Annotated in this window: 16 protein-coding genes and 1 tRNA gene; 2 read left to right on the top strand and 15 right to left on the bottom strand. The window is 40.6% G+C overall.

The window, feature by feature from the left end:
* Both ACKI4K_RS08740 and ACKI4K_RS08735 read right to left on the bottom strand, forming a co-directional pair.
* Positions 1 to 873 (bottom strand): TIGR04083 family peptide-modifying radical SAM enzyme (locus tag ACKI4K_RS08740; RefSeq protein ID WP_407424255.1); only part of this gene is annotated, 873 nt, incomplete at its 3' end.
* 2 nt (positions 874 to 875) lie between these two features.
* A complete protein-coding gene (locus ACKI4K_RS08735; protein WP_407424253.1) occupies positions 876 to 1,085 on the bottom strand; it encodes a TIGR04165 family Cys-rich peptide in 210 nt (69 codons plus the stop codon).
* 168 nt (positions 1,086 to 1,253) lie between these two features.
* Between ACKI4K_RS08735 and ACKI4K_RS08730 the strand changes: the two genes are divergently transcribed.
* Positions 1,254 to 1,400, top strand: coding sequence for a hypothetical protein (locus tag ACKI4K_RS08730; protein ID WP_407424251.1), 147 nt, complete (start codon positions 1,254 to 1,256; stop codon positions 1,398 to 1,400).
* Here the strand turns inward: ACKI4K_RS08730 and ACKI4K_RS08725 are convergent.
* From ACKI4K_RS08725 to ACKI4K_RS08700, 6 genes are all read right to left on the bottom strand, one after another.
* Positions 1,397 to 2,620 carry an aldo/keto reductase gene (locus tag ACKI4K_RS08725; RefSeq protein ID WP_407424249.1) on the bottom strand — a complete coding sequence of 408 codons (1,224 nt, stop codon included), beginning with the start codon at positions 2,618 to 2,620 and terminating at the stop codon, positions 1,397 to 1,399. The genes ACKI4K_RS08730 and ACKI4K_RS08725 overlap by 4 nt on opposite strands.
* Position 2,621: 1 nt before the next feature.
* Positions 2,622 to 3,302 carry a glycosyltransferase family 2 protein gene (locus ACKI4K_RS08720; RefSeq protein ID WP_407424247.1) on the bottom strand — a complete coding sequence of 227 codons (681 nt, stop codon included), beginning with the start codon at positions 3,300 to 3,302 and terminating at the stop codon, positions 2,622 to 2,624.
* Positions 3,299 to 4,267, bottom strand: a complete 969-nt coding sequence (locus ACKI4K_RS08715; protein WP_407424261.1) for an NAD-dependent epimerase/dehydratase family protein — start codon at positions 4,265 to 4,267, stop codon at positions 3,299 to 3,301. Before ACKI4K_RS08715 ends, ACKI4K_RS08720 begins: the two co-directional genes overlap by 4 nt.
* Positions 4,267 to 5,121 (bottom strand): UTP--glucose-1-phosphate uridylyltransferase GalU, encoded by an 855-nt coding sequence (gene galU, locus ACKI4K_RS08710; protein ID WP_407424245.1) that lies wholly within the window; start codon positions 5,119 to 5,121, stop codon positions 4,267 to 4,269. Before galU ends, ACKI4K_RS08715 begins: the two co-directional genes overlap by 1 nt.
* A 120-nt stretch (positions 5,122 to 5,241) precedes the next feature.
* Positions 5,242 to 5,325, bottom strand: a tRNA-Leu gene (locus tag ACKI4K_RS08705).
* Between the two features lie 59 nt (positions 5,326 to 5,384).
* Positions 5,385 to 5,798: a DUF371 domain-containing protein gene (locus ACKI4K_RS08700; protein ID WP_407424243.1), complete on the bottom strand. Its 414-nt coding sequence runs from the start codon at positions 5,796 to 5,798 to the stop codon at positions 5,385 to 5,387.
* Between the two features lie 152 nt (positions 5,799 to 5,950).
* Between ACKI4K_RS08700 and ACKI4K_RS08695 the strand changes: the two genes are divergently transcribed.
* On the top strand, positions 5,951 to 6,376 hold the full coding sequence (locus tag ACKI4K_RS08695; protein ID WP_407424259.1) for a GIY-YIG nuclease family protein: 426 nt from the start codon (positions 5,951 to 5,953) through the stop codon (positions 6,374 to 6,376).
* Here the strand turns inward: ACKI4K_RS08695 and ACKI4K_RS08690 are convergent.
* The 7 genes from ACKI4K_RS08690 to ACKI4K_RS08660 all read right to left on the bottom strand — a co-directional run bounded on the left by ACKI4K_RS08690 (position 6,366) and on the right by ACKI4K_RS08660 (position 21,312).
* Complete coding sequence (locus ACKI4K_RS08690) at positions 6,366 to 6,857, bottom strand: hypothetical protein (protein WP_407424241.1); 492 nt, start codon at positions 6,855 to 6,857, stop codon at positions 6,366 to 6,368. The two genes, ACKI4K_RS08695 and ACKI4K_RS08690, sit on opposite strands and share 11 nt — an antisense overlap.
* Before the next feature lie 9 nt (positions 6,858 to 6,866).
* On the bottom strand, positions 6,867 to 8,468 hold the full coding sequence (locus tag ACKI4K_RS08685) for a helicase HerA-like domain-containing protein (protein ID WP_407424239.1): 1,602 nt from the start codon (positions 8,466 to 8,468) through the stop codon (positions 6,867 to 6,869).
* Positions 8,469 to 8,474: 6 nt separating this feature from the next.
* Positions 8,475 to 11,066, bottom strand: a complete 2,592-nt coding sequence (locus tag ACKI4K_RS08680) for a DUF5814 domain-containing protein (protein WP_407424237.1) — start codon at positions 11,064 to 11,066, stop codon at positions 8,475 to 8,477.
* Between the two features lie 148 nt (positions 11,067 to 11,214).
* Positions 11,215 to 17,907, bottom strand: a complete 6,693-nt coding sequence (locus tag ACKI4K_RS08675; protein ID WP_407424235.1) for an Ig-like domain-containing protein — start codon at positions 17,905 to 17,907, stop codon at positions 11,215 to 11,217.
* A 158-nt stretch (positions 17,908 to 18,065) separates the two neighbouring features.
* Positions 18,066 to 18,884: a DUF368 domain-containing protein gene (locus ACKI4K_RS08670; RefSeq protein ID WP_407424257.1), complete on the bottom strand. Its 819-nt coding sequence runs from the start codon at positions 18,882 to 18,884 to the stop codon at positions 18,066 to 18,068.
* Positions 18,885 to 19,029: 145 nt separating this feature from the next.
* Positions 19,030 to 19,803, bottom strand: coding sequence for an MIP/aquaporin family protein (locus ACKI4K_RS08665; protein WP_407424233.1), 774 nt, complete (start codon positions 19,801 to 19,803; stop codon positions 19,030 to 19,032).
* A gap of 9 nt (positions 19,804 to 19,812) precedes the next feature.
* Entirely contained in the window at positions 19,813 to 21,312 is a 1,500-nt protein-coding gene (locus ACKI4K_RS08660; protein ID WP_407424231.1) for a DUF2193 domain-containing protein, read from the bottom strand.
* Positions 21,313 to 21,455 lie beyond the last annotated feature (143 nt).

Here is a 21,455-nt window from a genome sequence, read left to right as displayed (position 1 = left end):
CCTGAATTCCATCAGTTTCGCCCATGCGTCTGATTTTTGCAAATCGTCAAAGCTTGGATTTGAAGCCACATTTCCCAAGACATACTCAGGCATTCCGACAAACCTGTAACATGGATAGATTGAACCGTCTGAACCGACAGCAAGTGTAGTTCCGATACAATCAGCGAATGTACAGAGGGTTCCTCTTCTTCTAAGCGTAGACTTGCAGATATGATCCAGGTCCATGATTGAGAATTTATCCAAATCGTAAAGGTACTTATCCAACCAATCCACCAAGAGCTTTCCGTGCTCTTCCTGGTCAAGTGCCCAAGGATCTGCATTATCTCCCCTAAGGGACGGCAGTGCCGCATGAATCTTGAGATTCATCTTTTCGCCCTTGAAGAATTCATACAGTTCATCTGAAAAATCCTTGGAGTAATCAGTTACTGTCAAAACAAAGTTAATGATTAATCCTTTGCTTTTGGCAATTTCATATTTTGACATGGTTTTGTCAAAGTAACCGTCTCCCCTTTGGAAATCGTTGATTTCCTTTGGCCCGTCAATGCTTGTGCTTACAACCACATTGTATTTTATGAACAGGTCAATGAGGTCTTCTGTCAAGAGCCATATATTGCTCTGAAGTGAAAATCCATCAAGATTAGGTATCTTGGATAATTTTTCAAGTGCATATTCATAAAAATCGTATCCCGCAAGCAACGGTTCGCCGCCATGGAAAGTGAAATGAACATTGTCATCCCTAAAATCAGCCAGCCAGTCAATAATCTGGTCGATTATTTCCAAATCCATCATTTCCTTTTTGTTTTCAGATCCCCAACAGTATTTGCAGTTTGATGGACAGTTCAATGTGGGGATAATCATTACATGAAATGTCATTTTTATATTTGAATCTTATTCAATTCCCTTAACAGCTGTCTTTTTTCATCAGGGTCCATATTATCATCTACGAAAAATATGTAACCGCATTCTTCGCATTTTACAGTGTCCATTCTCGCATGGGCCCTGTGATTGTCTATGATTTTTCTGTGAGCTATCTTGTCTTTTGAGCCGCATTTAGGACATGGCGCCAATAATTCTTCCATTTTCATATTTCCACCTATAATTAAAATTAGTCCTTAATGTATATTAATGTTATCAATAGGGAAAAGTTTAAATAAGATGGTTTTTCGACTGCAATTTTTCAAAATGACTTCAACAAGCTTTAAATAGCATATAAATAGAAATAATATATTAATTCAAAGATTGAAGTGATTGTGATGCCGTATGATTTGTATGAATATTTTAGAAACCAAAGAAACAATGAAAAATTCATGGAAATTACTGATATTGTTCGGGAAAAAATCTGGAGAGAAACGTATGACGTGGTGAAATCACAGGAACATTTCTTCAAGCGGGAAAATTAGCGGTTTAGAATCTTCAGCATTTGCCTATAAAGTGGAAAGCCAATCTTTTCTATGAATAATATAATGTACTTGTCACCAGGAAATTCAAACTCTTTTTTTACCTTTTTCAACTCAGCTATGATATCCAGATTCTGAGGGCATTTCCTTAAGCATTTACCGCAGGCATTGCACATGCCTGCATTGCCTTTGGAACCCATGATTCCTTCGGCATACTGGAAATAGTCAATTAAAGAAGGATTGATCAATCCCTTATGATTAAACAGATATTTTTCGTTGTAGATTCTTAAACATACCGGAATATTGACTCCCTGAGGACATGGCATGCAATATCCGCAAGTGGAACAGTTGATTTTTAAAGAATCCCTCATCACCCTTTTTACCAGCTCAACGGTTTCCATCTCCTCAAAAGTCATGGACAGGGGAGTGGTCTCGTTCGTAACGGCAATATTATCCTGTAATTGTTCCAGACTGTTCATTCCTGATAGAACGCTGGTGACATATTTATTGTTTAAAACCCATTCAAAGGCCCAATCCGCATTGCTTTTATTTGGATTTGCCTTTTTAAATATCTCTTCAGCTTCCTTAGGCATTTTTCCTGCCAAGATTCCGCCCTTCAACGGTTCCATTATAACAATGCCCATTCCTTTTGAAGCCGCATATTCGATTCCTTCTATGCTTGACTGCACATTATCGTCAAAATAATTATACTGAACCATTACAATATCCCATCCATAAGCATCAACGACCGTTTCGAACTCCTCTTTCGGGCCATGATATGAAAATCCGACATGCCTTATCTTGCCGTCTGATTTTGCCTTATCGATGAATTTGATCAAATCCCTCTTCAGCAGCCTGTTGATTGTTTTCAGGTCAACCGAATGTATGAAATAGTAATCTATAAAATCAGTCTGAAGCCGATTTAACTGCTCATCCAAGATCTTTTCCATGTCATCATATTTCCTGACATTGATTGACGGCAGCTTGGTGGAAATCTTGACCTTGGACCTCAGTTCATCCGTTAGGACTTCCCCTAAAAAAGACTCGCTGTCCCCATACAGATAGGCTGTATCAATATAATTAATGCCGTTGTCAATCGCATAATAAATCAGCTCCTTGGCCTTGTCCCTGTCAATCTTACCATTCTTTGACGGCAATCTCATTGCCCCAAAGCCTAAGGCAGACAATTCATCCCCTGTTTTTTCAATCAGTCTATATTGCATATTATCTTCTGAAAGTTCTTACAATCTTATCTACGATGATTTTAAATAAGACTCCAACCCCATGAGTTACAGGCCCTTTGGTTGATGAATTCACGACATCATACCTGACAGTGATTGGAACCTCGACAATCCTTAAGTTATTTTCAGCAGCATCGGCCAACATTTCACTCTCAATTCCAAAACCAGTGTCTCTGAATCTGAAACAATGAACTCTTTTGCCTGAAAAAGCTCTAAAACCGCTTTGAGAATCAGTTACATGAGTTCCTGAAGTGACATTTGTGGCGATATTCAAAACCTTCTGACCAATGCGCCTATAAGCAGGAGTGCTTTCATCAAAGCCATTGAGATATCTGCTGCCGTTGACCAAATCGGCACGGCCTTCCCTGATCGGCCTCATGATTTCAAGCATTTCATCGGGGTTGTGCTGTCCGTCACCATCAATCGTAACGACAATGTCAAACCCCTTAACTTCAGCAAAGGCATCCTTTAGAGAAACGCCTTTTCCCAAATTGTTATAATGCTTTATTACATGTGCTCCGGCATCACGAGCCCTTTGGGAAGTCCTGTCAACACTTCCATCATCAACAACTATAACCCTATCAACATATTTCAGTGCCCTTTTAACGATGAACGCGATAGCCACTTCCTCATTATAAGCAGGAATAATTGCGATTGTTCTCATTCTATTCTATAGTAATCCTTCATCCATTCGACTGTCCTTTTAATGCCCTCTTCAGGAGGAACCTTGGGATCGTGCTTTAAATCACGAATGGCCTTAGAAAAGTCAATTGTCTTGACCTTTGTTGTAAAGTCTTCAGCAGGAGTGTATGTTACCAAGCTGTCATCGATTCCAACGGCATCCAAAACCATGTCAGAATATTGCTTGATATCCCTTTCCCATTCCTGCCTGCTTCCGACATTGTACACTTCACCGGGAATGAAATTATCAACGATATTTGCAAAAGTCCTTACGGTATCCTCGACATAGTCAATAATCCTTCTATGACCCATATGAACTGAGTATGGAAGGCCATGCAAAGCCTTGTAGATGAAAATTGGTATGAAACCTTTATATGGTGAATAAACATCATGAGGCCCGTAGCAATTAACAGGCCTTACACGAACGGTTTCGGTTCCGAACATGGTGGCCGAATTCATGCACATGAGCTCTCCAGCCCATTTGGAAATGGCATAATCATTCATCTGGTATGTTTCGGAAATCGGCCTGCTTACCATGACATCCTCATCCATTATCCCATCATAATCCCCATAAACCTCAGCCGAGGAAAATGAAATCATCCTAAAGTCAAGCCTTTCCTGAAGGCGAATCATGTTTTTCAAGCCTATCACATTGGTTTGCCAAAGGTTTTCATAATACCCTTCACCGTTCCATCGGCCATACTCTCCGGCCAGGTGGTAAACATAATCAAACTTATCATTGTCCTCAAAGATCCTTTCCATCTGACGGTAGTTTCTAACATCACCCCTCACATAATCAGAATAGGAGTCAGAATAAAGGTCAGCCTCACCTTCATGATGCAATAGATCACAGGCCAGAACTTCATGACCGCGGCTTTTAAGCTCTTTTACAAGATTGGTTCCTATGAAACCGCTGCCTCCGGTGACCAATATTCTTTGGGTTTCCATCATTCGGCCCCATCAATCATCAGCTTCATATATTCAATTAGGTCATTCTTTGATTCAGGGTCATCCATTGCAAATTCAATGGAAGTTTTTAGCCATTCAAACCTGTTTCCGATGTCATAGGTTTTTCCTTCAAATGTTACGCCATAAATGGCATCCAGTTTCTGAAGTGCATCGGTGAGCTGAATTTCGCCGCCTACACCAGGTTCTGTTTCATCAATCTTATCGAAGATGTCCGGTGTCAATACATAACGACCCATGATGGCCAGATTAGAAGGAGCCTGATGAGCTAAAGGTTTTTCAACAAGTTTTTCAATATTATAAACATTCTGTTCGACTTCGGTCCCCTTAATAATTCCGTACCTTTCCACTTTCTCTTTGGGAACTTCCTCAAGGGAAATCGCTGACGCGCCATATTTTTCATGAACATCAATCAATTGCTTAGTGCATGGAGTTGGGCCTTTAGTGATTGAATCACCCAAAAGCACTGCAAACGGCTCCCCGCCGACATGCTTTTTGGCACAGTAGATCGCATCTCCCAAACCCTTCTGTTCCTTCTGTCTGACATAACAGATATCGGCCAGGTCAGTTATTGCACGAACCTGCCTTAGACGGTCGTCCTTGCCGGCGCTCTGCAGGGTCTGTTCGAGTTCAAAAGATTTGTCGAAATGGTCTTCAATTGACCTTTTATTTCTACCTGTGACAATTAAAATGTCATCAATTCCGGAAGCCACCGCTTCCTCGATTACATATTGAATGGTCGGCTTGTCATAAACCGGTAACATTTCCTTAGGTTGCGCTTTAGTAGCAGGTAAGAATCTAGTACCGAAACCTGCTGCTGGAATAACAGCTTTCATAATTTATCACCATATAAGTTTATTTATATATAATTTTTAGTTCAATTATTATAAATAACTTATTAAAAAAAGATATTATTCCAAATGAAAAATAATTTCAAAACAAGAGTAAATATGAAGTGCGGGAGACGGGACTTGAACCCGCGAAGGGACTGACCCACTAGGCCCTCAACCTAGCGCCTTTGACCGCTCGACCACCCCCGCATAAAACAAAAGTAGTTATAAAAAAATATATTTTTTACATTATATATACTTATCTGTTTTTAGCATAATTCTATGGTAACTTCCATGATTTTCTCATTTTTTAAATCTTCAATCAACTTCAAATCAAGATCTTTTGCCGCCTTATCAGCCTTGATCATCAATGTTCTGGAGCAGGTATAATCGCTGGTTCTGCAAACGATATCCGTTGGATGGGTCAAAGTCAAATCTTCATGACCCCAGCCGGTTATCTCATCATACCCGTTTTCAGTGTCCAGAATGACCTTTATCCTGGTGTTGGAATTGGCTATCTTATCCTTAAACTCCTGAGGGAAGTTCAACATTGACTTGTCTGCACCGGTTCCAATGATGCAATCGGCAGTGGGGCCAATCTCAGCATCCTTCGTAATCTCAAATGTGGATTTGTGATGCGATGTGACATTTCTATGTCCTTTGGTTTCAAGCTTGAAAATCATGATTATAAATTGGATTGAAAAACTAATAAATTTTATGCCATCGAATAAATTAATGCAGGCCCAATAATTCGACAACCTTAAAAAATCAAAAGCAATATTTAAATCGGAAAATCAAATATAAATAATACTACAAAAAAGAATCAATGATTTGCATGAAGGGATGTTACTGTCTAATCATAAATATGAACAAGAGTTGCGAAATCGAAATTGGCAAACTCGGAAAAATCAGTTTCAAAAGGGGATGCCACGTATATGTCGGTTCGGCAATGAATTCTCTGGCCGCCAGAATCAGCAGGCATTTAAGCGATGATAAAAAGCTTCACTGGCACATAGATTACCTGTTGAAAAATGAGAACGCTGAAATTAGTGAAGTGATCTACAATGTTTCCGAGGAAAAAATAGAATGCAGACTGTCCCAAATCATTTCAGATAAAAGTAATGGCATTGAAGGCTTTGGATGCTCCGATTGTGATTGCGAAAGCCATCTGTATTATTTCAAAAATAGAAAGGAAGCTATTGAATGCGTAAAAGGCGCATATGATTCAATAGCCATGGAATGCAAATCATTCAATAAATGAAATCGCGTTTCTTCTTATGCCTATATGAGATTTCAAAGGAATTCAGCCCTAGGTTCCTCAGCACTTCCAAATCATCGCCGCTGATTGCGACGACATCTTCCCATTCGCTTTCAAGACGTGCAATTTCATCTAAAACATCCTTACCTTTTTCAGTCAGTGTGCAGTCATAAGCCAAAGCGCTGTCTGGGGATTCATCAACTTCAATGAGTCCCTTTTTGGCCAATTTTTTGTATTTTTTCAGATACAAATCCAAATGAAGATTGAACAGGTCTGTTTTTTCAGCCTTTTCGAACTGTTTAACCCGAATCTTTTTGTGATGTGGCTTATCATGCTTTTTAACTTGCTTTAAAAGTTTCACCTGACTTTCATGCAAAGGAATGCTTAGATTTTCACGCACATAAGTCATCTTTGACTCCTCAATAATGCCTATTAAAGAGGATGCGTTCATATTGGCAATCGCATTTCTGTGGGGATGTGGCATTCTATCACCTCATTTCATTTGTCCAAATAATCCTCTCATGATTCCCTTTGTGACTTCACGTGCGGCTGTGTTCATCGCCTGTGATGCCGCCTTTTCAGCCATCCTCTGAGTTTCTGATTTTTTAGCCCGTTTGCCTTTTGTCTGGGTCTGGCCTGCAAGGACTGTTCCTAAAATGCCACCTATAACGTCTGCAGCTCCAGGCTGTTGCACCTCAGATGATTCCTCCTGCACTTCAGGCTCTTCCTGTTGAGCCTGTTCTTTAACCTCTTCAATAACCTCCATGGTCTCAGGAGGCACTTCACTTTCAATATTAGGGTTTGAATCAATCTTGTTCAATAACAGCTCATAAGCGGATTCAGCGTCAAGCGCATCCCAATATTTGGATTTCAATGTTGAAATATTGATCAATTCGTTTCTCAAGTCATCTTCAATGGCACCTATGTGACTTTGCGGAGGTACGATATCGACTTGCTCGACCACTGTTGGAACACCATTCTCATCCAAAACAGACACCAAGGCCTGGCCGATTCCCAAATTGGAAATGACTTCCGCAGTGTCAAAGTCAGGATTTGCCCTGAATGTTTCGGCAGCCACCTTCACAGCCTTCTGGTCCTTTGGAGTGTATGCATGAAGCGCATGCTGGACACGGTTACCCAGCTGTGCCAGGATGTCATCCGGAATGTCTGCGGGAGACTGTGAGATAAAGTACACTCCCACACCCTTTGACCTTATCAGCCTTACGATCTGCTCTATCTTCTTGCCGAATTCAGGTGCCATGTCGTCAAACAGGAGATGTGCCTCATCAAAGAAGAATACGAATTTGGGCTTGTTCATGTCCCCCACTTCAGGCAATGTTTCAAATAAAGTGGACAACATCCAAAGCAGGAATGTTGAGTAGATTTCAGGTGATAGGGATAATTTTTGAGCATCAAGAATATTGATTACACCGCATCCGTTATCATCGACCTGCATGAAGTCGGAAAGTTCCAAAGCGGGTTCACCGAAGAAATCGTTTCCGCCCTGGTCCTCGAGTGTAATCAGACTTCTCAAAATTGTATTGGCGGATTTTTCGGTAATTGCACCATATTCGCCTTCGAATTGCGCCTTATTTTCAACAACATAATTAATCATTGCCTTCAGGTCTTTAAGATCAATGATTGGAAGGCAGTGTTCATCAGCCACTTTAAACACTATGTTCAATACTCCGGATTGCGCTTCGGACAAGTTCAGGATTTTGGAAAGCAATACCGGACCCATTTCGGATAAGGTGACCCTTACAGGAAGACCCTTCTGGCCGAAGAGATCCCAGAATTCAACAGGACATTCCTTGAATTTGAATCCCTTATCGTCGAGGCCATACCTTTCCCTATTTTTGGTTATGAAGTCATTTCCGGAACCCACTTTGGCAAGTCCGGAGATGTCCCCCTTCATATCCGCTAAAAATACGGGAACTCCCAAATCAGAAAATGACTCGGCCAACACTTTTAAAGTTACTGTTTTACCTGTACCTGTTGCACCGGCTATTAAACCATGTCTATTAGCCAGTTTCGGTAATAAAGACACAGAAGTGCTTTCATTACATCCAATTAATATTTTTTCTTCAGCAAACACTTAAATTCACCCGTTTTCTATTTTTTTAATTAAATAATTAGTCTTTTTAACAAAATTTTGTCTGTTGTGAGCTTTAGCTATCCTCCTGATGGCATCCAGATTCTTAACAAAATTGTCCAGCCATGAGAATATGTCTCCGGGATAGACCTGAATTTGATATTTTCTAAACAGCCTATTTGATATATCTTGTGGGTCCTTGCCCTTTAATCTTTCGTGTACAATAACTTCTGAAATTCCCCTCTGCATGCAACTGCAGAATGGCCTGTCCTGACATCTGCACTGCATAAAATCACTCTGAAGTGCAACCAATGCCTCCTGGAATTTCCTATCCACCTTTTCAATGGCTTCACCACTTGAAATTATATCCAAAGTGGATTCTGCAAACAGCCTTGTTGAAAACTTGATTTTAAGGGCATTTGAAATCTGATTGTGGATTACGCTTGACAGATATGCGTTTTCAAACATTTCCAAATCAAGCGCCATGGCCAAAATCAGAACCTTCAGCTTGTCATACTTGTCCTTTTTCCTATACATTGGAGATAATGCAACATATCTCTTTAAATAATTATAATCATTTAAAGTATTCCTAATGAATTCCGCCTCACCGATTGACAGGAATGAAACTGAAGTGGCCCTGCCGTATCTGGTGACTTCCAATTTATTATTTGCAGCAATATTGACTAATCCCAAATTTTCCATTTCGTCAATAGCCATCTTTACACTTACCGGCACATCAATATTTTTATAAAACCCAATCAGCTCATCCTTTGACCTGATTGATGTGGAGGATATGTCTGCCAGAATCTGTTCATATGCGGAGTCCTCATCATATTCGATGAACACATCTTCACTGTTGCTTTCCAACAGTTCGAGAGCCATTGCCTCTTCGGATTCCCCTGCAAATTCGTTTCCGATTTCCGGAAGCAGATAGACAATTCCCCTGTCATGGTATGTTGGCCTTCCCGCACGTCCGAGCATCTGTGAAAATTCGTTCGGATTTATCCATTTGTTTCCCATCACAAGAGAATCAAAAATGACCTGTGAAGCCGGAAAATCAACGCCTGCAGCCAGTGCCGCTGTCGTTACGACACATGAAATCTTGCCTTTGTCAAAATCCTTTTCAATCTTTTCCTTTTTATAATAGGACAGACCGGCATGGTATGCCTGGGCACTGACCCTTTTGTTGGTCAGATAATTTGCAATCTGGTGGGTCTTGCGTCTTGAATTCGTGAATATAATAGTCTGGCCCCTGAAGCCCTTTTTAGATTTTGTATTGTATTCCCTTTGAACAAGCTTAAGCATCAAAAAGCGCTTTTGGGATTCGTTTCTGGTGTAGACCAAGTGCCTCTCAAGGGGAACCGGCCTCTCATCGTATCTGACCAGCTTCATGTTGAACTCCGATGCCAAAAATTCAGGGTTTTTGACCGTTGCCGAAAGACCGATGATTTGGGTTTTCGGATACAGATTCTTAAGTCTCTTAATCAGCCCGTTCAGGCGGGTTCCTCGGTCCTCATCATCAATCATATGGATTTCATCAATCAGGACAACTCCCACATCGGATAATCCGCCGGAATTGCCGTTTCTCAAAAGATAGTCTATTCCCTCATAGGTTGCAACAACAATGTCCGCCTTTGAAACGTCCGAATCGGGAAGGTTCAATTCCCCTTTGGCCTTGACACGATTTCTTCCAACTTTTATGGCCACTTTCAGTCCGAGTTTTGAGTATTTCTTTTTGAAATCCCTATATTTCTGGTTTGCAAGGGCAACAAGAGGAGTCAAGAAGATGAACTTCCTGCCTTTCAGGGCTTCGGTGATTCCCGCAAGCTCGCCGACCAAGGTCTTGCCCGAACCGGTTGCACTGACTACAAGCAGATCATCGCCTTTCAAAAGCCCTTCCTTGATGGCCAGATACTGGACGGGCAAAAGTTTGGTGTTGCCCGAATCCAATAAAACCCGTTTGAATTCCTTTGGAATCTTCAGCCGTTTCATATCAACCGGAGGTATGATGTGCCTTGGCTTTCTGGTTTTGTCAAACAGCGTAAGGTCCCTATTTTTCAGGGCATCGAAATGTGGATCCAAAACAGACAGCGTCTTTTCCAGACTGCCTGTCTTTTCCAATGTGGATTTGAGGTTTCTGAAAATCTTTTTATCGAAACCCTGGATTTTGATTTCCTCCTTGATTGTGTCCAAGGCACAGTCCTTGCAGATCAGCTGGTTATTGTACTTATATGAAAAGGATGAATTTACGATTGTGATGTTTCCCTCGTATGCACAATAATCGCAAACCTGAGTGTGCCTTACCTTAATGTTTAATGATTTCAGGAAATTCTCCACCCTTTCATCCCCTGTCGCCAAAAAAACGGCCTGTGAACGCAAGAGTTTAATGACCTCTCCGGGAGGCACCAGCCTTTCATTTAAGGTGGAGTTGTCCTTGAAGTTATAATCTGCCACAAATCTTGAAATTGATAAAGAACCACCTTCATCCCTGAACTTGATGTTTCCCACAAATTCAGGTTCCCTCTTGTGATTTAGGGCACCCTTTGGCGAACCGATCGGGTATAATCTCCACTGTTTTTTTATCTTTTTTAAAACAAGCATTGTTAATATTATATTTCTAATTGTTAATATATTTTAAAAAAAAAAGATTATCTAAATAAGACGCTGATATGAATCAAAGAAAAAAAGATAAGGAGAAAAATAATCTCCTTCAAATCTAAAAATATTACCGTTTTTTTATTGTTCTATTTTACCGTATTACCACGCTGGCTGTTGTGCTTGAAGCGCCATATATTTCAGTTCCGTCACATGAAACCATTGCAGTGTAGTTGCCTGCAGCCAGATTCTTAAGGGATGCGGAAATTCTGCCGCGGGCATCGGTCTTGACGGTCTTGTCAATATCACCCAAGACCAAATGGACCTTAACGCCTGTGAGCGGATTGCCGTCGGCATCCTTCAATGTGACATAGAACCTGGTGCTGGATCCTTGTTTTGCAACCATGTCCTTTGCGGTCAATGTGATTGGAATCTTGTTTACAACCACTTTGGAGGTTGTGCTTGACTTGTAATAGGTATCGTCACCGGCATAGGAAATCCTTGCAGTGTAGTTGCCCGGAGTTAAGGACACTGTGGAAACGGATACCCTTCCCTTGCTGTCTGTCTTGAGTGTCTTGTTGATGTTGCCCAGTACGACATTGACCTTGGCGCCTGTGATTATGTTGCCGTCGGTGTCTTTTAATGTTGCATATAGTCTGGAGCTGACGTTATACTCTGCAACAATGTCTTTGGCTGTCAATTCCGTTCCGATTTTTACCAGAACTTTTGCAGTAGTTTTAGAAGGAGCATAAACGCTGTTACCTGCAAATGTGATTGCGGCAGTATATTCGCCCACATCCAAGTTCTTGGTGGATGCGGAAATCCTGCCTTTACTGTCAGTCTTCACAGTCTTGTTGATGTTGCCCAATACCATATTGACCTTAGCACCAACAATAGGCTTACCATCAGCACCAGTCAAAGTAGCATACAACCTGGAACTGACATTATAAACAGCAGAAACATCCTTGGCTGATAAGACAGAGATATTCCTTACAAACACATGGGCTGTTGTTTTTGAAGGAGCATAAACACTGTTACCTGCAAATGTGACCACAGCAGTGTAATCCCCCACATCCAAATACTTAGTGGACGCGGAAACCCTACCTTTACTGTCAGTCTTCACAGTCTTATTAATACTACCTAAGACCATATTGACCTTAGCGCCAACAATAGGCTTACCATCAGCACCAGTCAAAGTAGCATACAACCTGGAACTGACATTATAAACAGCAGAAACATCATTGGCTGTCAATTCTGTTCCGGTTTTTACCAGAACTTTGGCAGAGGTTTTTGACGGAGCATAAACCTTATCACCGGCAAATGTGACCACAGCAGTATACTCACCCACATCCAAATTCTTAGTGGACGCGGAAACCCTACCTTTACTGTCAGTCTTCACAGTCTTATTAATACAACCTAATACCAGATTGACCTTAGCACCAACAATAGCATTACCATCAGCATCAGTCAATGTAGCATACAACCTGGAACTGACGTTATAGATGGTAGAAACATCATTGGAAGATAGGATACTGTCAAATCTATCCACAGTAACGGTAACTGTTTGAGTTGCGGTGGCGTAATTTTTACTGCCCTCGAATGAGACTGTGATTGTGGCAGTTCCCGCAGCGACGCCAACCACATCACCATATTCATCAACAGAGGCAACTTCAGTGTCATTTGATGAATAGCTTAGGTTGCCTGCTTCGGAAGGACTTAACACAGCACCGATGTTTGTACTGTTACCAATAATCAGTTCAATTGAAGCATTGACTGTAATTTCAGTAGTGGCTTGCCCTATTTCAAAACTGCTGTTCCATTCGCAACCCATAAATTCGCCGGAGTCATCATGATAAACGGCCGCTATAGTGTAGTTTCCTGCATCTGAAACTCCTAAGTCCCTGTCAATTTCCCACTCCTCATCAACTTCAATGGTTTGAGCAAACTCATCATTGATATATATGTCAACAGAACCTTTCTTGACTTTCTCTTTGGTTCCACTAACAAAGACATCACCTGTTATCACGACAGAATCCCATTGACTATACTCTGCAGGAACCTTCAAATTCAAGTCCAATTCTGTAGGAATTCTACTATTTAAGCTGATGGTATATGATGCGGTTTCGAATTTGCCTGTTACGCTGGCATGTCCATTATCCTTGGCAGTGTATGTTATTTCCTCGCCTAATGATGCGGCAGTCTTATCCAATTCTCCTAATGTTTGGGTCAGATCCAATTTGATATTCATTTTTGATGCATCATAAACCTCTTCAGGGGAATTTTTATAGTATAAGTTAAAAGCGATTGTTGAGTTTTGACCTATTCCAATATCGTCAGGATCAGCGGTGGCGTTCAAGAACAGCCAGTTGTCCAAATCAATTCCCGCATTGGCAGGTGTTTCATTGTAATTAGCTGCACTGTTTCCAAACCAGTTATCGACAGCCCGAACAGTTCCATCATGAACATTTATGATTTTGTCAACATCATTGTTTATAAGAATTGAGTCATGGATACCGCCGTATTCAAAACCGGAATAAGGCACATATGACCTCATATAAATCACAGAATCGCCGGTGTTATTTACGAATGTCCCCATTATACTGGAATCCTCTAATGCACCATATATGAAAATGGCCGCACCGTCATGGCTTGCCGTGTTATTTACGAATGTGGCATTTATAATCGAATCAGAAAGCACATCCTTCAAAAATAGGTTTGCACTGCAATTGCTTGCTTTGTTATCAATGAAGTTTCCAGCCAGATAAAGGTTGGCCACATCCTCAAGGAAGAAGTTCGCTGCACCTCCATTCATATAACCAGAGCCTAATGCTGTGTTGCCTATGAAGTTTCCGCATATGGAAACATCCGTTAGTATGCCCTTGAAGTAGTTCGCTCCACCACCACATAGGGCATCACTGCCTTTTGCGGTGTTGTTGATGAAATCTCCAGTTATGTTAACATTAGTAACATTATTGAAATAATTTGCTCCACCCTCATCAGAGGCAGTGTTGTTTATAAATGCGGCATCTATATTGGAATTGGAAAGTGTTCCAATGTATGTAAAGTAGATTGCACCGGCATGTTTGGCAGTGTTGTTTTTAAATACTCCTGATACATTAACATTATCCGCGTTTTTATAAATACAGATTGCACCACCGCTGCCTGTTGCATTGTTATCTATAAATGTTGCATCTATAGTGGAATTAGAAACCTCCCCGAAATAGACTGCACCACCATTGCTTTTTGCGGTGTTATTTATAAATGTGGCAGTTATAGTCGAATCAGAAAGCGCATTCCCAATATAGATTGCTCCGCCATCAGAGCGTGAATTCCCATTTTTAAAAGTTAAACCGTTAATATTTATGGTTGCAGCATTAACAGTCCAGATTCTATCAAGACCCTGGGCATCAAAAATCGCTTCGCCGTAACCGTATTTTTCGAAAGATAACTTTTTATCAATAGTTAATCCGGTATTATTGGTTCCGGTGTATGTTCCTGATGCAATCATGATCATATCGCCGTCTTCAGCCGCATCCATTGCATCCTTCAATGTCTTGAATGGTCTTGCTATACTTCCATCCCCGTCCTGATCGGCAGTTGCATTAACATAAATGGCACCTGTAATCCAATTTATCAAGCTGATGGTATATGATGCTGTTTCGAATTTGCCCGTTACGCCGGCATCTCCATATTCCTTAGCGGTATATGATATTTCCTCACCGATTAACGCAGTGCTTTTATCCAATTCGCCAAGTGTTTGGGCCAAGTCCAACTCGATATTCATTTTTGATGCATCATACTCAACATCAGGCGAATTTTTATTGTATAATTTAAAAGCAATTGTTGAGGTTTTACCCACTTCAATTTTGCTAGGATCAGCAGTAGCATTCAAGAACAGCCAACCGTTTAAATCAATTCCAATATCCGGCTTTTCATCGTAATTTGTTGCATTATTTCCAAACCAACAGTCTTTAACATTTATGGTGGTATTAAAACCTGCATTTATTTCGTTATTATTATAATTGTTTAAGAAGATCGCATCATGGATAAAGATATTTTGAGACGGAGTATACCACGGACTATTCAATTGAATCACGGATTTTTCCGTGTTATTTATGTATCTTCCTGATATATTAACATTGAATGATGGTTCTGCAATGTAGATTGCACTGCCCCGTGCATCACTACCCTGTGCTTTGTTGCCGATATATATTCCAGATATGACGGAATTGGCCACTCCAGTAAGCTCGGCGTAGATTGCACCGCCTTTACTGTCATCCCCCCCGGTTGCAGTGTTGTTTATGAATACGCCTGTTACAAATGAACTTTCAATACCATAATGAAATTCGATTGCACCGCCATGTAGGGCTGTGTTATTTATGAAATTGGCATTTATATTGGAGTCAGTGACTTTCGAATGGAAATAAATTGCACCGCCATAGTTCCTTTCGCTTGCCCTTGCGTTTGCATTCTTAAACGTTAAACCGTTGATGTTGATAGTGATCGGTGATAATGAATACTCTCCTATAGCCACGGTCCAAATTCTATCAAGTCCCTGCGCATCAAAAATCGCTTCGCCGTCACCGTATTTATTGAAAGTTAAATTATTCTTTGTAATTTTCAATCCTACACTATTGTTGTTTCCGGTGTATGTTCCTGCCGCAATCATGATTGTAGAATTATCATCAGCCGCATCCAATGCCTCTTTCAATGTCTTGAATGGTTTTGCTAGACTTCCATCCCCACCTTGCTTTGCAGATGCATTAACATAAATAGGAGAAATTTTATTTTTTAAGCTGATGGTGTATGATGCGGTTTCGAATTTGCCCGTTACGCCGGCATCTCCCTCATTCCTGGCAGTGTATGCTATTTCTTCACCGAGTGAAACGGCAGTTTTATCCAATTTACCCCGTGTTTGGGCTAAATCCAATATGATATTCATTTTTGATGCATCATAAACCTCTTCAGGGAAAGATTTACTGTATAAATTAAAGGCAATTGTTGAGCTTTCACCTATTACCATTTCGCTAGTGCTAGCAGTAGCGTTCAGGAACAGCCAATTATCGAATTCAATTCCCTCATTGGCAGGTGCTTCATCATAGTTTGTAGCATTGTTTCCAAACCAGTTATCAACAGCCCGAACAGCTCCATTTTCAACATATATTGAATTACTAACATTATTATTTAGGAAAATTGAGTCATGAATAACATTATTTGAAACGGATTCAAAAATATGAATCACATTTTTTCCAGTGTTGTTAACATATCTTCCCATTATGTTAACGTCAGTTAATTTATCTCTGAAATCATTTGCTCCGCCGTTTGTTGCATTGTTACCTACATAGTCCCCGATTATGTTCACATTGGTTATATTTTTTTTGAAGATGTTTGCACCACCGTCATATAACGCTGCATTTCCGATATAGTTTCCGATAATGTCAACATTGCCCAGTTCTTCTTCAAAGGAGTTTGCTCCACCATCATTATGCGCTGTGTTTCCGGAGTAGTTTCCGATAATGTTAACATCAGTCAGTGCACCGCCGAAGTAGTTTGCACCAGCATAACCGCCGCCCAATACAGAGTTATTAATGAAGTTTCCGGTTATATTAACATTGGTTAATTTATCCTTGAAATCATTCGCTCCGCCGTTTGTTGCATTGTTGCCTACATAGTTTCCGATGATGTTCACATTGGTTATATTTTTTTTGAAGATGTTTGCACCACCATCATTATGCGCTGTGTTTCCAGAGTAGTTTCCGATAATGTTAACATTGCCCAGTTCTTTTTCAAAGGAGTTTGCTCCACCATCATTATGCGCTGTGTTTCCGGAGTAGTTTCCGATAATGTTAACATCAGTCAGTGCACCGCCGAAGTAGTTTGCACCACCATGACTGTCGCCCCATGCAGAGTTATTAATGAAGTTTCCGGTTATATTAACATTAGTCAGATTATTATTGAAACAATTTGCCCCGCCATGTAGGGCTGTGTTATTTATAAATATAGCATTTATATTGGAATTAGAAAGATTATTGGAAATATAAATTGCACCGCCATATTCTGCTGCACTATTATTTATAAATTCACCATAAATGCGGGAATTGGAAATTTCATCATGAACGTAGATTGCACCGCCATAGGAGGTGTCTGCCCTGTTGTTTATAAATGTGATATTTATAATTGAATTATAAAGTGAATCCTGAATAAAGATTGCTCCGCCAGAAGCTGATTTTCCATTTTTAAGGGTTAATCCGTTGATATTTATGGTTTGAGAATTAAGAGTCCAAATTCTATTAAGTCCCTGTCCATCAAAAATCGCTTCGCCGTCACCGTACTTTTCAAAAGATAACCTTTTATCAATAGTTAATCCTGTATTATTGGTTCCGGAGTATGTTCCTGATGCAATTATGATTATATCGCCGTCTTCAGTCACATTCAATGCATCTTTCAATGTCTTGAATGGAGCTGCTTCACTTCCATCTCCGTTAGGGGCTGCAGATGCATTAACATAAAAAATAGAACCCTCTACAGTTATAGAACCAATTGATGGTTCACCAAGTACCTGAGACATTGAGTCCTCTTCGGCTTCTGCATATCCCACACTATAAATTTCATTGTCTTCACCAACCTCAACGGACTTGGCATCATTTTGCAATGCCTTGTCACCGCCATCGGCATCGTTCTCGTTCAAATCTCCTATTGCATCAACATCATTTTCAGCGAAAAGTATCTCCACATCGTAGGATAAGGCAACAGTACCATTGTTGTCATCCAAATCCGCTGCAGAAACAGAAGAAATTGACATCAATACAAGCAGAAAAAAAAGTAATGCAAATATTTTCTTACTCATCTTAACACCGGCATATCTAATATATATTCAACTAAAAAAAAAAATTTTTATATATGATTATAATTTTTTTAAAATAATATATAACATTTTATATTTTACTGTACCGGTTAAAAGCATCCGAAAAAAAATAATGAACAATGTGTCAATCCCTGCACACATCATTCCATATAGTCAAATCTGGTTTCCAAAACGATAATTAATGCAAAACCGATTACCGCAACGATAATGCATGGGAAGAGTCCGGCAAAGCTCAGGCCTACTGAACTGATGATTTCCCCACCGGGAACCTTAAGAGATCCGATCATGACCCCAATGAGAAATGCCATTGTCACTTCCTCATGGTTCTTGAGCAGGTAATTAAGGATTTTTGAAAATCCGAGTATGCCTATCAGCGCACCAACCACAAAGACTATTATTTCTGTGAAATGCAGCTGGTGAAGGGCGTTCAGCATGTATTCGTACTGGCCAAGCAACAACAGCAAGAACGAACCTGAAATGCCCGGCAGAATCATTGCACAAATCGCAATCATGCCTGAAACAAATAGAACTGGCAATGAATGATTGGCGGCAATCGGATTCAGGCTTACAAAGATGAATGTCAATACTGCACCAATCAAGGCAAACACAAAGTTTTTCAGGTTGATTTCATTGAGCTTTCTAAAGAGGATAACGGCCGAAGCCACAATAAGGCCCAGGAAGAATGAAAATGTCCAGGCGGGATATGCATCCATGCAGAAGGTGACCACCTTGGCAAGTGTCAGGAATGCAACTCCTATACCCAAAACCAGCGGTATGAAGAACTTGAAATCGATTTCCTCAAACATCTGGGTTATGAATCCGCTGATGTCACCCTTAAGCAATGGCTTTACAAATCCGAAACGGATTTTGCTGATAGCTTCAACCAAGTGAGCGTAAATTCCGGTAATCAATGCGATTGTTCCGCCTGAAACTCCCGGAACAATGTCTGCAGAACCCATCAGGACTCCGCGAATGAATATCAAAACAGCTTCCTTCAAATCAAAATTCAAAATTATCACCAAAACACTAATTAGTTATAATATTAGTCAATCTATGTTAAATAAGTTATCCAAAAAAAGAAATAGAAGAATAATTCAAAAAGAATTATTCATCGTTGAACGGTTGCGGAAGTTCGCACACTCCGCTGCCCTTTGCAAGATATGCATATGCAAATGCCGCACATACCGCACCGAGAATCGGTCCGATTAGGTATATCGGGAAGAATCCCCAGAGGCTTTGACCTCCCAAAATCATGTCCATCAGGTATGGCCCGAATGTACGTGCAGGGTTGATTGAGGCGCCAGTGAATGCACCCAACACCACGATTACTGCAGCAACTGTCATGCCTATTGATATTCCGGCAAAACCTGGTTCTGCCTTCTTGTCAACAGCCACACCCATTACAACCATCATCAGGAAGAATGTTCCTATGAATTCCGCAAACATTGCCTGTAAATAGCTAACTCCCAAACCTGGAGCGGTTGCACCGAGTCCGCCGATTGCCACTGCAGGATTGCCTAAGCATAAGAACAGGCAAAGGCTTCCCAAACATGCACCAATTACCTGTGCAACAATATAGTAAATACTGTCGATTAAAGCGATGTTCTTGGTTACAAGCAGACCGATGGTCACGGCAGGATTCAAGTGTGCGCCGGAAATCTTTCCGAACACATAGATACATATCATTACGGTCAGGCCGAATGCCAGAGCTATGGCAATCCAGTCCCCAAGTCCGCCTAAAGGTCCGATCGCTGCTGCGCCAGGAGTAACGGTGTTTGAAATCAGAAGTGTCACGACGGCTGCACCTGTACCGAAAAATACCAGGAAGAATGTTCCAAGTAGTTCCGCAAAGAATTTTTTTCTAATATTGCAAGTCATTTACCTCACCTATACAGCCTCTCTCCATTGACAGTATTCATGTTTGTTGTCTGCAAGACATGCGGAAGCGCATTGTTTACAGCCTCTTACAGGGGATCCTGGAGTTTCCTTGTCAAGTGCTATGATGTTTGTCATCATGGTTGCTGTAATTGGTTCTGAAGTTAAAAGACATGGGTAGTCTGCCAGTCTCATGAGTGAAGAGAATCTGACGGTTATGGCGCATGCAGGATAGGTGTATCTTTGCGGATTCATTAAAACATCATTTTCCAGAATGGATGTGAAATCAACTTCCATGCCCTTGATTCTTGGAATGATTTCAAATCCGGCAGAAGACCTCATTTTCCTTGCATTGCTCATTGCATTGAAACCTCTGTAGATCATGTCCATGAAGTCACAGTTGTGCAATTCTGCAGCCGCACCCCTTTTCGGATATTGCTGCACGTAGTTGTGGAACCTTTTGTTCAACATGTCAACAACCATCGGAGCGGTAAATCCATCAAGTTCCAATAGGAATTCGGTAGCGCATGCGGATGCACCTGTTGAAAGTTTCAATACATCAAACGGAGAACCAAATTTGTCAAGGTTGTTTTTCAATGAATTTCCAATTACATCAGCAGTGGCTATGATGATGTTCATGGTCACATCATCCTTACACATGTTGTAGGTGGACTGTCCGATGTGGTGTCCGATATCCCCCACACAGTATGCAGGCACTGTTACGATGTTTCCGTAGTGTACGCCGTCGTCCATTGCGGCCTTTACGACTGGAGTCATTGCCTTTTTATACTTGTTCATGTAGTCCCTTACATCAAATGATGAGTGGTCCGCATCATCCATCAAGGTGCCCTGTCCTTCAATAGGTGTTTTGTAAATCATTTGCAGGGTTGCGATTTCCTTTTCGGTGGCCTGTGCAGCAGTAAGGCCGTCCTCAATGGCATTTGCGAATGCATCACCGATACCATATGAAGTGTTCATACCCCAGGATTTTGCTGAAAGTATTGCCTGTTTGTGAAGTACTGGAATGTCCATCTTAAGCAATATCTGATTTACAACATTACTGGTACTTCCAGGCATTAATGCAAAGTCAACTACACATGTTGGTCCGTAAAATCCTCCGTATCTTCTTATTGATTCTTTGGCAATAAGTGCTTCATTATCGGCGATTGCTTGTATGAACTTATCTACGCTGTCTGAAAATTCACCATCTTCCTCACATAAAATCTCCAATATAGGAGGTGTTTGGAAATGTTCAATGAAAGGATCATCTTCGCATTTCAAAGTGTCTGTAATGGAGGACAATATTTCAAAGTGGTTTTTTACAGATTCCTTATGCAGGTTAATTACGGATTCTGCCTGATTGTCCAGTGCCTTCATGCCTGCCACTGCATCGGCATATGGCTTTGCGTCAGTGATTTTAAAGTCATTGTACCTGTTTTCTGATATAACTGCAACGTCTGCCTTTTGGGCGGCCATTGACTCGTTAATCATTTTTTCATATAACTCTCTCATTATTATCACCTGAATAATAATTGTACTACTAATAGGCTTTAAACAGCTATTTAAAGTTATCTATTATTAGTTGATTAAAAGTTTATTCAGTGAAATATATAAATTTATTGAAAACAATTAAGAAAAATCGGTTTTTATAATAT

Origin of the sequence: Methanobrevibacter sp., assembly GCF_045644645.1 — an archaeon.
GTDB lineage: Archaea > Methanobacteriota > Methanobacteria > Methanobacteriales > Methanobacteriaceae > Methanocatella.
The sequence above is the reverse complement of the archived record's forward strand: the minus strand, read 5'-3'. Positions and strand labels throughout refer to the sequence as shown.

Excerpts from the sequence above, each read along its gene's own strand:
- ACKI4K_RS08735 (WP_407424253.1), bottom strand. The coding sequence starts at position 1,085 with ATGAAAATGGAAGAATTATTGGCGCCATGTCCTAAATGCGGCTCAAAA.
- ACKI4K_RS08690 (WP_407424241.1), bottom strand. The coding sequence starts at position 6,857 with ATGCCACATCCCCACAGAAATGCGATTGCCAATATGAACGCATCCTCT.
- ACKI4K_RS08665 (WP_407424233.1), bottom strand. The coding sequence starts at position 19,803 with ATGACTTGCAATATTAGAAAAAAATTCTTTGCGGAACTACTTGGAACA.
- ACKI4K_RS08700 (WP_407424243.1), bottom strand. The coding sequence starts at position 5,798 with ATGATTTTCAAGCTTGAAACCAAAGGACATAGAAATGTCACATCGCAT.
- ACKI4K_RS08660 (WP_407424231.1), bottom strand. The coding sequence starts at position 21,312 with ATGAGAGAGTTATATGAAAAAATGATTAACGAGTCAATGGCCGCCCAA.
- ACKI4K_RS08695 (WP_407424259.1), top strand. The coding sequence starts at position 5,951 with ATGAAGGGATGTTACTGTCTAATCATAAATATGAACAAGAGTTGCGAA.
- ACKI4K_RS08675 (WP_407424235.1), bottom strand. The coding sequence starts at position 17,907 with ATGAGTAAGAAAATATTTGCATTACTTTTTTTTCTGCTTGTATTGATG.
- ACKI4K_RS08720 (WP_407424247.1), bottom strand. The coding sequence starts at position 3,302 with ATGAGAACAATCGCAATTATTCCTGCTTATAATGAGGAAGTGGCTATC.
- ACKI4K_RS08715 (WP_407424261.1), bottom strand. The coding sequence starts at position 4,267 with ATGGAAACCCAAAGAATATTGGTCACCGGAGGCAGCGGTTTCATAGGA.
- ACKI4K_RS08730 (WP_407424251.1), top strand. The coding sequence starts at position 1,254 with ATGCCGTATGATTTGTATGAATATTTTAGAAACCAAAGAAACAATGAA.
- ACKI4K_RS08725 (WP_407424249.1), bottom strand. The coding sequence starts at position 2,620 with ATGCAATATAGACTGATTGAAAAAACAGGGGATGAATTGTCTGCCTTA.
- galU (WP_407424245.1), bottom strand. The coding sequence starts at position 5,121 with ATGAAAGCTGTTATTCCAGCAGCAGGTTTCGGTACTAGATTCTTACCT.
- ACKI4K_RS08680 (WP_407424237.1), bottom strand. The coding sequence starts at position 11,066 with ATGCTTGTTTTAAAAAAGATAAAAAAACAGTGGAGATTATACCCGATC.
- ACKI4K_RS08670 (WP_407424257.1), bottom strand. The coding sequence starts at position 18,884 with ATGGGTTCTGCAGACATTGTTCCGGGAGTTTCAGGCGGAACAATCGCA.